This window comes from Rhizocola hellebori, assembly GCF_016862955.1.
Classification (GTDB): Bacteria; Actinomycetota; Actinomycetes; order Mycobacteriales; family Micromonosporaceae; genus Rhizocola; species Rhizocola hellebori.
In genome coordinates this window covers 1-11753 of record NZ_BONY01000016.1, presented here as the reverse complement: position 1 = coordinate 11753, position 11753 = coordinate 1, and the positions used below count along the sequence as shown (strand labels likewise).

Here is an 11753-nt window from a genome sequence, read left to right as displayed (position 1 = left end):
CTAGACGCTCGCACCTACTCTCAACTGCTGCCAGACCTCGCGGGTAGCGGTCGATCTGTTGAGCGTGATGAAGTGCAGGCCGGGCGCACCCTCGGCGAGCAGCCGGGCACCGAATTCGGTGGCCACCTCGACGCCGATCGCGCGCACCGCCACCGGGTCGTCGGCCACCGCGCGCAGGCGCTCGGCGAGCTTGGCCGGAAAGACCGCCCCGGAGAGCTGGGCCATCCGCTCGATCTGGCTCACGTTCGTCACCGGCATCACCCCCGGGATGATCGGCACCTGGCAGCCCTGGGCGCTGGCCGCGTCGCGCAGGCGGGCCCAGTCTTCCCAGTTGAAGAAGAACTGCGTGATGGCGAAGTCGGCTCCGGCGCGGCATTTCTGCACGAAGTAGCGGACCTCTGACTCGAAGTCGGGCGAACGAGGGTGCTTTTCGGGAAACGCCGCCACCGCCACGCAGTAGTCACCGCTCGCTTTGACGAGCGACACCAGCTCGTCGGCATGGCTGACGCCCTGCGGGTGGCGGATCCATTCGCCCTGCGGGTCTCCCGGAGGGTCGCCCCGCACCAGCAGCATGTTGCGGATTCCCGCGTCGGAGTAACGCCCGATGACGTGGCGCAGCTCGGCGATCGAGTGGTTCACCGCGGTGAGGTGGGCCATCGGCAATAGCGTGGTATCGGCCGCGATGCGTTCGGTCACCGACACCGTCGTGTCGCGGGTGCTGCCGCCGGCGCCGTAGGTGATCGACACGAAGTCCGGGCGGAGCGGTTCAAGCTCACGAATCGCTTGCCACAGCTGCCGCTCCCCCTCGGCCGTCTTGGGCGGGAAAAACTCGAAGGAGAACGTCGGATCGCCGGCTTTCAGCAGGTCGCTGATCCGAGGTCTGGGTCCGGGCATAGTCGAGGGGGCGCGAGCTGTCACTCCTTGACTTTATAGGCCGGAGGCGGGCAACCGCGCGGATCGTCATACCGGTGGGATAGAAACTACTCGGCGTCCTGGGGTCAGCGCCGATGATCGACCGACGAGCAAAGGATTGTCATGTCATCATCGACCTTCGGCCCTCGCCTTGCCCAGCTTCGCCGCAGACGCGGCCTGAGCCAGCAACAGCTCGCCCACCTGCTATGCACTGCCACTGGCACGTCCAGCTTGACCCGCAACGAGATCAGCCGCTGGGAGCGTGGGCAGCGCCAGCCCGCTCAGGCCTGGATCGGCTGGCTGGCGCTCGTCCTTCGGGTGCCCTCCGAACAGCTGTCGCCCGGGCGGCCCAGCGTGGTGCGCCAGGGTGATCCGGCCGCGCGCCGATGGGCCTTTCTGCGTGACAAGCTCACCGTCGCCCGCCCAGGCGTCTTGTGGATATCTGCGATCGACTAGCTTTGAGGAGGACAGGCACGGCCGAAGGCAGGAGGCCAAGGGATGAATCCGGTCGACCACGCCGACCTTCGGGCTCGCGTCCGTCAGGCGTTGGCCGAGTTTTTGGCAGGCCAACGAGACCACATGAAATCCATTGACGAAGATCTCTTGCCGTTGGCCGATGCCGTAGAGGCTTTCGTGCTGGGTGGCGGCAAACGGCTGCGTCCCGCCTTTGCCTACTGGGGGGCCAGGTCGACCGGCGCGCCCGACAGCCAGGAGCTCATCAACGCGGTGGCCACGCTGGAGCTCGTCCAGGCGGGCGCCCTCATCCACGACGACCTCATGGACGCCTCCGACACGCGCCGGGGCGAGCCGTCGGTGCATCGCCGCTTCGAGGCCATGCACGCCGCCACGCTCTGGCATGGCCGCGCTGAGCAGTTCGGCGCGGCCTCGGCCGTCCTGTTGGGCGATCTTTGCCTGGTCTGGTCGGACGAAATGCTGCACCGCAGTGGGTTCGACCCGGGCACGGTGCTGCTGGCGCGGGCCACCTTCGACCAGATGCGCACAGAAGTCATGCTCGGCCAATATCTCGACGTCCTGTCCCAGGTGACCGGCGATACCTCGCCGCAGCGCGCGAGCCTGGTCGCCCGGTACAAGTCGGCGAAGTACTCGGTTGAGCATCCCCTGCTGTTCGGCGCGGTGCTGGCCGGCGCCGACACGAGCCTGCTGCAGATCTTCTCCGCCTTCGGCCTGCCGCTGGGCGAGGCCTTCCAGCTGCGCGACGACGTGCTCGGCGTGTTCGGCGACCCGGCCACGACCGGCAAGCCCGCCGGCGACGACCTGCGCGAGGGCAAACGCACCTATCTGATGGCGGTCGCCTTCGCGGGCGCGGCCGACGACACCGATCGCGAGCTGCTGGCCAAATCGCTTGGTGATCCCGGTCTCGACGACAGCACGGTGGCCGACCTCCGCGAGGTGATCCTGCGGTCGGGCGCCCTGGAACGCACGGAGGAACGCATCGAAGAATTGACCGCCGCCGCCCTCACCGCGCTCGCCGCCGCCGACATCACCGAGCAGGCGCGGCTCGCGCTGAGCGAGCTCGCCGATTCAGCAGTTCACCGCAGCACCTGACGGAAAGACTCATAGTGGTCGGCGGTGTAGTAAACATCGCCCTTGCTGCCCACCACCAACCGCCGCGCACCCCGATCGCGTGATCCGGGGGTCGGCACCGTGTACTCCTTGTAGTAGCCGCGCTCCCGCTGCGGCAGGAGCCGCTCCTGGTTGGCGAAGGTGGACCCGTCCTTGTCGTAGGGAAACGGCCCGCCCTTGTCGATCAGGACCAGGGTGGCGGCCACCTCTTTCGGCAAGTCACCCGCCATGACCGTGGGCAGGCCGGAGACGGGAGTTGCCGCACCGGCAGGTGGCCCGACACCGTCCTGTGTGGACTTTCGGGCGCAGAAGCCCGCCACGGCCAGCACAGCGACCACGAGCAGGGCCAGCCCGGCCATCAGCCGGTAGCGACGCGTCACCACGGCAACGTTACCGATCGCGGCCACTAACATCAGGGAATGTTTTGGCGGTGGTGTGGCTTGGCCGGTGCCGTGCTGCTGGCTGCCGCCGCGGCGCTGGCCGGCGCCCACCCCGGCGGAGATCCCGGCGCAGGTTTTCGCACCGGCGGCTTCGCTGCCGTGCCCGCCTCATTCAGCGTGGGCCTGGTGTGCTGGCTGGCCGGCGGCGTCGTCCTCACCGTGGCGTGGTGGAAACTTCCCACGCCCAATCTGCGAACGGTCTTGCTGACCGGCGCGCTGTGGGCGCTGCCCATCCTGTTCGCGCCTCCGCTGGGCAGCCGGGACGTCTACGCCTACGCCTGTCAGGGCTGGCTCTGGAACCACGGCCAAGACCCCTACGCGGTCGGGGTTCAAGCGGGCGGATGCCCGTGGTTCGAGGCGGTGCCTCAGCTGTGGTGGCAAACCCCGACGCCCTATGGCCCGTTGGCGATCGCCCTGTCCGGTCTGGCCGCGGCCGCCGGAAATCTGGTCACCGGGATCATCGTGCTTCGGCTGCTGGCCGTGGCCAGCGTGCTCGTTCTCGCTTGGCAGGCCCCGAAACTGGCCGTCCACTGTGGACTCTCGCCAGCTTCGGCCGCGTGGCTGGGCGTGGTCACCCCGCTGATTCTCGTCCACGGCCTGTCCGCTGCCCACAACGACCTGCTGGTCGCCGCGCTCGTCGTCACCGCGCTGACCATCGCAGCCACCAACCGCTCCGCCGCCCTTGCCGCCGGTCGCCGCCACGAGGAGGCCGCAGTTTCGGGGAAATCGCGGTTTTGGGGCGCCGCGAAGCCGCGAATTCCCCGAAGTCGCGACGGTCATGGCGCAGCGCAAGGAGCACGGGCGGGGTTGTGGGGTCGGGCGGTGGTGGTGGGAGTGGTGCTGGCGGGGGCGGTCGCGGTGAAGGTCACGGCGATCGCGGTGGTGCCGTTTGTGTTCATCTTGCTTGGGCGGCGATGGTGGGCTGCGGCGGCTGGCGTGGTCGGCGGGTTTGCCGGGCTGAGTTTGGCCACCGGGCTCGATTTGGGTTGGGTGCAAGCGTTGCGGGGCACCGGGGAGTTGGCTCAGTGGAGCTCGGTGCCCACCGCGGTGGGGATGACCATCGGATATCTGTTGCGCCCCTTCGGGTTTGCCCCGGAAGGACCGATCGCCGTGGCACGGGTGGTGGGCGTGGCAGCGCTTGCGGTGCTTGGGATATCGCTGCTTTTTTGGGCGTGGCGGCATCGCACCGGTACCCAGAAAATCGTCGTCGCCAGCGGGCTGGCCCTTGCTGCGACAGCGATCCTTGGCCCGGTTTTCTATCCGTGGTACGCCATAACCCCGCTAGCGGTGCTGGCGGCCAGCGCGACGGACAAGCGGCGCTGGCTCGCCGCGGCGACGGTGATCTGCACCTTCCTCACCCTTCCCAACGGGCTGGGGGTTCCTGTGCTGACCAAAGCTGTGGGTGCGTTCGCCGTCACCGCGGCGCTGATAGTGCTCGTGGCTAGAAGGCGAGCGCCTGCGCGCGCCGCTTGACCTCACGCGCCAAGTCGCCGCCGAGTGCCGCCGCGGGGGTCCCCGGAAGGGTGTCGTCCTCGGTGAAGAGCCACCGCAACGCCTCTTCGTCGTTGTACCCGGCGTCGTGCAGCAATGTCAGAACGCCAGGCAGGTGCTTCAGCACGGTGTCGTTGGCGATCAGCTCGCCGGGCACCCGAAGCACCCCGTCGCGGCGGACGGAAAGCAAAGAGCCGTCTTTGATCAGTTGGTGAACCTTGACGATCGACAAGTTCAGCCGTTCGGCGACGTCCGGCAAGGTCATCCAATGGGCAGTTTCGGTCACATTTACACCTTGCCACGTCAGGAGGAGCAGCCCTAGATGAACCCCTGGGAACTTGTCCGCCGCGAGATCACCGGAGCGATCCGTTCGGTGCGCTACGACCTGGCGAACCGGCGGGTCCGGCGGACGATCAATGAGCGGACCGAGGAACTGCCCGTGATTGGAGCGAGCCGGAGCCAGAAGCGCAGGGTGATTCTGGCCACTACGGCCGGTCTGGCGGTGGCCGGCGGCATCAGCGGCTATGTCGTGGTGACGGGGGGGCTGGACTCGTTGCTCACCCGCGGCGATGCCCCGGCCGCATTGCCGACGAGCGGGGCGAAGCCGACTGCCACAGCCTCGCCGACACGGACCCCGGCACCGCTTCCGTCGGCCGCCGAGAGCCGTGCCAAGGTGCCGGTCGCGCTCAACAGCCCGGTCCCGCCCAGGTCCAGCCGGCCTTCGCCCACCGCGTCGATCACCCCACCGGTACCGACTCCGGCCCCCACGTGCAGCTGTGCCACGCCCTCGCCGAGCGGCACGCCCAATGTCACCAGAAGCCCTAGTCCATCGCCTTCGTCGACTTGGCCGACAGGCGCTCCGGCCTCGGCCGCGACGTCGTAACGCGGTCGGGTGTACGACGTTTGCGTCCCGCTGACTTAGACTCGCCTGCAATGAGTACTCAGGTGGCGGACCCGCTTATAGGGTCCCTTGTCGATGGCCGCTACCGTGTCCGAGGCCGTGTGGCCCGGGGCGGCATGGCGACCGTCTACACAGCCATGGACGAGCGCCTCGAGCGCACGGTCGCCCTGAAGATAATCCATCCAGCCCAGGTGAGCGACGGATCCTTTCTCGACAAGTTCACCGACGAGGCCAAGACCGTGGCCCGGCTGACCCATCCCAACGTGGTCGCGGTTTATGACCAGGGCACCCATTCCGGCCTGCCCTACCTGGTGATGGAGTACGTGCGCGGCCGCACCCTGCGCGACATCCTCGCCGACCGGCGCAGGCTGACCCCCGCCGAGGCGCTGGCCGTGATGGAGCAGGTGCTGTCGGCGCTGGGCGCGGCCCACCACGCCGGCCTGGTCCACCGGGACGTGAAACCCGAAAACGTGCTCGTGGCCGAGAGCCCAAGCGGCGCAAGCCTGGTCGACGCCGTGGTCAAGGTGGCCGATTTCGGCCTGGCCCGCGCGGTCGAGGCGTCAGCCGAAGACCCCGAGGCCGGCCAGCTGATGGCCACCGTGGCCTATGTCGCACCGGAGCTGGTGGCCGACGGCTTCGCCGATCCGCGAAGCGACGTCTACAGCGCGGGCGTGATGCTTTTCGAGATGCTCACCGGGCGGGTTCCCTATGACGCCGAGCGTCCCGTCGACGTGGCGTGGCAGCACGTCGATCGCGATGTGCCGCCGCCGTCGCGCTACGCCGCGGCGCTGCCCCCGGCCATCGACGAGCTGGTGGTCAGCGCCACCCGACGCGATCCCGGGTCACGCCCGACCGACGCCGGAGCGCTGCTCAACGCCGTCCAGGCGGCGCGGGAGGGTTTGGCGGGCGGAAACGCGGCGACCCAGCGGCTGCGCCCGATCACCCAGGACACCGTCATCGTGAGCCAGGTCACCGAGCGGCCGTCGTGGGCGCGCCTGCCCGCCGGGGCCGCGGCCCGGCCACGCCAGCAGCAACGGGCCAGGCGACCACGCCGCCCGCGGACGCTCGCGGGTCAGCTGTCAGCGGTCCACCAGCGGATCATCTCCAATCAGCGCGGGCGCACGGCGCTGGCCGCCGCGCTGGCCGGGATTCTGGTGCTGCTCCTGGTCGGTGGCTGGTGGCTAGCCTTCGGGCGTTTCGAGGCCGCACCCGACCTGCAGAAGATGACCCTCGCCGCCGCGCAGGCCAAGGCCCAGGAGGCCGGGCTCAAGGTGGAGCTGGGCCAGGGCGAGTTCCGCGAGGACGTGGCGAAGGACATAGTGCTCGGCCAGGTGCCCGGTCCGGGCGGCCGGGTCGCCAAGGGCGGCACGATCAAGCTGATCCTTTCGCTTGGGGCCGAGCGGTATCCGGTACCGAACGTGGTGGGTAAAACCCTGGAGCTGGCGACCGCCGACCTGTCGGTGGAGCCGATGAAATTCCAGGTGACGCAGGGCGCGCCGGTGTTCAGCGATGCCGCGCCCGCCGGCACGGTGGTGGCAACCGTCCCTGCGGTCGGCGAGGGGGTGAAGCCGGGTGGTGTGGTGCAGGTGATCCTCAGCAAGGGCCGGGCCCCGATCACCATTCCCTCGGTGGTGGGCTTGCAGGTCAATGAGGCCACCTCGATGTTGCAAGGCCTGGGCCTGAAGGTGCTCACCGTTGCGGGCGACGATGCGACCAAACCCAAGGGTGAGGTGCTGGAGCAGAACCCGCCCGGTGGCGGCAGCGCGGAACGCGGCAACGAGGTCACCCTGAAGGTGAACCAGAATGCCTCGGTGGCGGCGATGCCGAGTGTGATCGGCCAGAACTGTCAGGGGGTGGCCGGGCAGTTCCGTGGCGCCGGTTACCAGGTGCGCCTCGACGGCGATCCCGTCTCGGTGGCCATCGGCAACGTCGAGAAGCAGAACCCGCAGCCAGGCAAGCCGCTGACAGCGGGCCAGGAGATTGTGCTTACGTGCAAGTTCGGATAGGCGCGCACGTTCCGGCCAAGACCGCACTGTCCTATGTGGACGAGGTTGGCGCGGACGCGCTTCAGCTCTACGTGGGAAATTCCCGGGGCTGGGCCCGTCCGCCGGGCGACCCGAAGCTGGACGAGGCCTTCGCCGCCGGGTGTGTGGAAAGGGACATTCCTGCCTACATTCACGCCTCGCTGCTGGTGAACCTGGGCTCCCCCACCGCTGCCACGGTGGAGCAGTCGGTTCAGGTGCTCGCGCATGCGCTGCTGAGGGCGCGCCAGATCGGCGCGCGGGCGGTGGTCTTCCACGCCGGCTCGGCCGTCGACCCCACCTACACCGCGGTCGCGATGAAACAGGTAAGCGAGTCGCTGTTGCCCCTGCTCGAGTTGATCGCAGACGACGGGCCCGCGCTGCTGGTCGAGCCGAGCGCGGGTGGTGGGCGCTCGCTCGCGTCGAAGATCGAAGACCTGGGTCCATATCTCGACATGGTCGATAGGCACCCCGGCCTGGGCGTCTGTTTCGACACCTGCCACGCCTGGGCGGCGGGTCACGATCTCGCCACCCCGGGCGGGATGAAGGCCACGCTCGACGAACTGGTCGAGGTCTGCGGCCCGGGCAGGCTGAAGTTGGTGCACGCCAACGATTCCAAGGACACCTGCGGCTCGGCCAGGGATAGACACGAGTCCATCGGGGCGGGCGCCATCGGGGCCGACGCCTTCGCCGAGATGCTCGGACATCCAGCGCTCGAGGGCGTACCAGTGATTATTGAGACACCTGGGGAGCGTCATTCCGACGACATTTCCCTGCTCAGGGGCTTGCGCACCACCTAGGTTTAGGGCACCCTTACTGAGGTAAGGCAACCCTCCCTCACAAAGGTGTCGTCTCTTGTACGTGTGCATCTGCTCCCGCGTCCGCGAGTGCGAGGTCCGCGCCGCGATTCAGCTCGGCGCCCGCTGCGAGGACAGCGTGGGCGAGGCCTGCGGCGCCGGAACCGGCTGCGGAAGCTGCCTGGATCGGATCAGCGACATGATCGAAGAGGTACACGCCGACACGCTCGTGGGTGTTAGCGCCTAATGCGACATTCCGCTTAGATTGCGGTATGCAGGGCGACTCTCGCGTTATCCAATATCTCAATGAGCAGCTAACCGCCGAACTTACGGCGATCAACCAGTACTTCTTGCACTACAAAATGCAGGAGAACTGGGGCTACACGAAGCTGGCCAAATACACCCGGCACGAGTCCATCGATGAGATGAAGCACGCCGAGGTGCTGACGGACCGGATTCTCTTCCTCGAGGGCTTGCCCAACTACCAGAAACTCCTCCCGCTGCGCATAGGCGAGAGCGTCAAGGAGCAGTTCGAGTGCGACATGGAGATCGAGAAAGAGGCGGTGGTGCGCCTTCGCGAGGGCATCAAGTACATGCGCTCGGTCGACGACGTCACCTCGGCCAACATCTTTGAGGAGATCCTCAAGGACGAGGAACACCACCTCGACTACCTGGAAACCCAGCTCGGGCTGATCGAAAAGCTCGGTGAGCCGCTCTATCTCCAGAACGTCACTGAGCACCCAGAATCGTGAGCAGCACGTCGGCGGCGCGGTCCACACCCGCGTCGTCGACGTCGAGGTGGGTGATGAGCCGGACCTCGCGAGGCCCGCTCGCCCCCACCAGCACGCCTTTATCACGCGCCTGCGCCACCAGCGCGGGCGCGTCTACATTGTCCAAATAGATTATGTTGGTACCACCCCACCGGCTCCACGGTTCCAAGGCCTTGGCCAGCCGGGAGGCCCGCACGTGGTCCTCGGCCAGCCGGTCGATGTGGTGATCCAGCGCGTACAACCCGGCCGCCGCAAGCACTCCCACCTGCCGCATGCCGCCGCCCATCCGCTTGCGCAGCAAGCGCGCCCGCTGCATCCGCTCGGCGCTGCCGATGACCAGTGAGCCCACCGGAGCGCCCAGGCCCTTCGACAGACATACCGACATGGTGTCGAAAATCGCGCCGTAGGTCGAAAACGGAATGCCGGTGGCCACATGCGCATGCCAGATGCGGGCGCCGTCGCAATGCAGGGCAACCCCGCGCGCATCGGCCAGCGCCCGCAGTCGCTCCAATGTGGACATCGGGATGACGGTGCCACCACCCGCGTTGTGGGTCTGTTCCACCGCGATCGCCCGGGTGGGCACCACATATCCACCGCCCGCACGGATCATCGCGGGGATCGCGGCGAAGTCGCTGAAGGTGCGGGTGGAGATGCCGCCGATGACCGCGGCGGCACCCACCTCGTGGCCCGGAATGTGGGCGTTGACCTCGCACAGCAGCTCATCGCCCGGCGGGACGAGAAGCTGGATGGCGATCTGGTTGGCCATCGACCCGGTCGGCGTGAACAGCGCGTCCTCATGGCCGAACATGCGCGCCACGCGCTCCTGCAGCGCGAGCACACTCGGATCGTCACCGAACACGTCATCGCCGACCTCGGCCGCCGCCATGGCCGCCCGCATCTGCGGGCCCGGCCGGGTGACCGTGTCGCTGCGAAGATCGATCATCCGCGCAGCATCTCCGCCACGAGGAAGGCAAGCTCAAGCGACTGCTGGGTGTTCAGACGCGGGTCACACGCGGTCTCGTACCGTCCCGGCAGGTCGGAATCCACGATCGCCTGCGCGCCGCCGAGGCACTCGGTGACGTCCTCGCCGGTCAGCTCGATGTGGATGCCGCCGGGGTGGGTGCCGGCCATCTTGTGGACCTCGAAATAGCCGAGCACCTCGTCGACGATCCGGTCGAAGTGGCGCGTCTTGTAGCCGTTGGACGACTCGTGGGTGTTGCCGTGCATGGGATCGCACTGCCACACCACCTTGGCGCCGCTGTCGCGTACCTGCTCGACCAGAGCCGGCAGCTTGTCGCGTACGAGCTGGTTGCCCATCCGGCTGATCAGGGTCAGCTTGCCCGGCACGTTGCCCGGGTTGAGCATCTCGCACAGCTGCTTGACGTAGGCGGGCGTTGTCCCGGCGCCGAGCTTCACGCCGATCGGATTGGCGATGCGGGAGATGAAGTCGATGTGGGCGCCGTCGAGCTCCCGGGTGCGCTCGCCGATCCAGAGGAAGTGCCCGGACAGGCCGTAGGCGCGGCCGTCGGAGACCCGGGTCAGGGCGCGGTCGTATTCAAGCGCGAGCGCCTCGTGTGAGCAGTAGAGCGTGACCGTGCGAAGCGCTTCCTCGTCGGTCATGCCGCACGCCTTGATGAACGCGAGCGCCCGGTCGATCTCGCGGGCGATGGCCTCATAGCGCTCGCCGAACGCCGACGTGCGCACGAAGTCCCTGTTCCAGTCGTGCACCGCGTGCAGATCGCCGAGCCCGCCACCGAGGTAGGCGCGCAGCATGTTCATGGCCGCCGCCGCATTGGCGTAGGCGCGGATCATCCTTTGTGGATCCGCGACGCGCGCTTCGGCGGTCGGCTCCAACGAGTTGATCATGTCGCCGCGGTAGGCCGGCAGGCCGAGCGCGTCGAGAGCCGCCGAACGCGGCTTGGTGTACTGGCCCGCCACCCGCGACACCTTCACCACTGGCAGCGAGGCCCCATAGGTGAGCACGACCGCCATCTGCAGCAGAGTGCGGGCGTTGGCCAGCAGGTGGGTCTCGGTGTTGTCGTCGAAGGTCTCGGCACAGTCGCCGCCCTGCAACAGGAACGCCTTGCCCTCGCACACCTGGGCGAGCCGCTGCTGCAACTGGTCGACCTCGTAGGGCGCCACGATCGACGGGACGCTCTCCAGCACCGCGCAGACCCGCTCCACCTCGGAATAGTCGGGCCACGGCGGCATCTGGGCGCGGGGAAGGTCGCGCCAGTTGTCCAGGCCAAAGGACTCAGCTTCCGACTTGTCCAGGGCAGGACGGCTAGCGGACATTCGCGGTGCCGTCGTCGTGTGCCATTCGCGCATGGTCACTAGGGTACGGTCGTGTTCGCGATCACCTGGCAGCGCATTCCGTACCCTGAGACCCGTGCGCCAAATACCAGACATTTCGGACTATAGGCTTCACCGCGTGGTACACGACATTGACCTCGATGGTGTCGTGGTCCCTGGCTTGACCGGCCGGTTCTATGAACGCGAAGAGGGCAGCCGGATGGCGACCGCCGGTTGCTACAGCCTGGCCGATGAGGAAATCTTCATCGCCTGGGGGTACCGCGACGAAGCCCACTGCGCCTGGACCGCCTACCGGCAAAGGGATGGCTGGAGCACCCCGCACCGCGGCTGCCCCCGGATCCGCGTCGAAAACGGAACGATCGCCCGACCCGGGGCGGAGGAGTCGAGCCGGGTCGGGCGCACCGGGGCCGCGGCCGAACAGCACGCGCAGCCCTACCACGGGGATGAGAAAAGAACAGATCTCGCCTTGCCACGCCAGCCCTGAGGCTTCACACATCCCACAATCGCAGCGCCGCGCCGGTGTC

Annotated in this window: 14 protein-coding genes; 8 read left to right on the top strand and 6 right to left on the bottom strand. The window is 67.9% G+C overall.

What is annotated here, in order from left to right; all coding sequences use genetic code 11:
• Entirely contained in the window at positions 1 to 894 is an 894-nt protein-coding gene (gene metF, locus Rhe02_RS15105) for a methylenetetrahydrofolate reductase [NAD(P)H] (RefSeq protein ID WP_203908980.1), read from the bottom strand.
• Positions 895 to 1035: 141 nt separating this feature from the next.
• Here metF and Rhe02_RS15100 point away from each other — a divergent pair, with 141 nt between their 5' ends.
• Together Rhe02_RS15100 and Rhe02_RS15095 are read left to right on the top strand one after the other, a co-directional pair.
• Complete coding sequence (locus tag Rhe02_RS15100) at positions 1036 to 1368, top strand: helix-turn-helix domain-containing protein (protein ID WP_203908849.1); 333 nt, start codon at positions 1036 to 1038, stop codon at positions 1366 to 1368.
• A gap of 42 nt (positions 1369 to 1410) precedes the next feature.
• Complete coding sequence (locus Rhe02_RS15095) at positions 1411 to 2478, top strand: polyprenyl synthetase family protein (RefSeq protein ID WP_203908848.1); 1068 nt, start codon at positions 1411 to 1413, stop codon at positions 2476 to 2478.
• Here the strand turns inward: Rhe02_RS15095 and Rhe02_RS15090 are convergent.
• Positions 2463 to 2909, bottom strand: a complete 447-nt coding sequence (locus tag Rhe02_RS15090; RefSeq protein ID WP_239123836.1) for a guanyl-specific ribonuclease — start codon at positions 2907 to 2909, stop codon at positions 2463 to 2465. The genes Rhe02_RS15095 and Rhe02_RS15090 overlap by 16 nt on opposite strands.
• Before the next feature lie 6 nt (positions 2910 to 2915).
• Here Rhe02_RS15090 and mptB point away from each other — a divergent pair, with 6 nt between their 5' ends.
• Entirely contained in the window at positions 2916 to 4409 is a 1494-nt protein-coding gene (gene mptB, locus Rhe02_RS15085; RefSeq protein ID WP_203908847.1) for a polyprenol phosphomannose-dependent alpha 1,6 mannosyltransferase MptB, read from the top strand.
• Here mptB and Rhe02_RS15080 read toward each other — a convergent pair.
• Together Rhe02_RS15080 and Rhe02_RS15075 are read right to left on the bottom strand one after the other, a co-directional pair.
• Positions 4378 to 4692, bottom strand: a complete 315-nt coding sequence (locus Rhe02_RS15080) for an Rv2175c family DNA-binding protein (RefSeq protein ID WP_203908978.1) — start codon at positions 4690 to 4692, stop codon at positions 4378 to 4380. The two genes, mptB and Rhe02_RS15080, sit on opposite strands and share 32 nt — an antisense overlap.
• Positions 4693 to 4949: 257 nt before the next feature.
• On the bottom strand, positions 4950 to 5240 hold the full coding sequence (locus Rhe02_RS15075; RefSeq protein WP_203908846.1) for a hypothetical protein: 291 nt from the start codon (positions 5238 to 5240) through the stop codon (positions 4950 to 4952).
• Between the two features lie 120 nt (positions 5241 to 5360).
• Here Rhe02_RS15075 and Rhe02_RS15070 point away from each other — a divergent pair, with 120 nt between their 5' ends.
• The 4 genes from Rhe02_RS15070 to bfr all read left to right on the top strand — a co-directional run bounded on the left by Rhe02_RS15070 (position 5361) and on the right by bfr (position 8898).
• Positions 5361 to 7334, top strand: a complete 1974-nt coding sequence (locus Rhe02_RS15070; RefSeq protein ID WP_203908845.1) for a Stk1 family PASTA domain-containing Ser/Thr kinase — start codon at positions 5361 to 5363, stop codon at positions 7332 to 7334.
• Positions 7319 to 8149, top strand: coding sequence for a deoxyribonuclease IV (locus Rhe02_RS15065; RefSeq protein WP_203908844.1), 831 nt, complete (start codon positions 7319 to 7321; stop codon positions 8147 to 8149). The genes Rhe02_RS15070 and Rhe02_RS15065 overlap by 16 nt, the downstream gene beginning before the upstream one ends.
• A gap of 61 nt (positions 8150 to 8210) precedes the next feature.
• Positions 8211 to 8393, top strand: coding sequence for a (2Fe-2S)-binding protein (locus Rhe02_RS15060; protein WP_239123848.1), 183 nt, complete (start codon positions 8211 to 8213; stop codon positions 8391 to 8393).
• Between the two features lie 25 nt (positions 8394 to 8418).
• Positions 8419 to 8898 (top strand): bacterioferritin, encoded by a 480-nt coding sequence (gene bfr / locus Rhe02_RS15055; protein ID WP_203908842.1) that lies wholly within the window; start codon positions 8419 to 8421, stop codon positions 8896 to 8898.
• Here the strand turns inward: bfr and Rhe02_RS15050 are convergent.
• Together Rhe02_RS15050 and Rhe02_RS15045 are read right to left on the bottom strand one after the other, a co-directional pair.
• The gene (locus tag Rhe02_RS15050; protein ID WP_203908841.1) at positions 8876 to 9859 is read right to left on the bottom strand and encodes a threonine aldolase family protein; all 984 of its coding nucleotides are present in this window, start codon (positions 9857 to 9859) and stop codon (positions 8876 to 8878) included. The genes bfr and Rhe02_RS15050 overlap by 23 nt on opposite strands.
• Positions 9856 to 11244, bottom strand: coding sequence for a class II 3-deoxy-7-phosphoheptulonate synthase (locus Rhe02_RS15045; RefSeq protein ID WP_203908840.1), 1389 nt, complete (start codon positions 11242 to 11244; stop codon positions 9856 to 9858). Before Rhe02_RS15045 ends, Rhe02_RS15050 begins: the two co-directional genes overlap by 4 nt.
• Before the next feature lie 103 nt (positions 11245 to 11347).
• Between Rhe02_RS15045 and Rhe02_RS15040 the strand changes: the two genes are divergently transcribed.
• Complete coding sequence (locus Rhe02_RS15040; protein WP_203908839.1) at positions 11348 to 11713, top strand: hypothetical protein; 366 nt, start codon at positions 11348 to 11350, stop codon at positions 11711 to 11713.
• Positions 11714 to 11753: the final 40 nt, after the last annotated feature.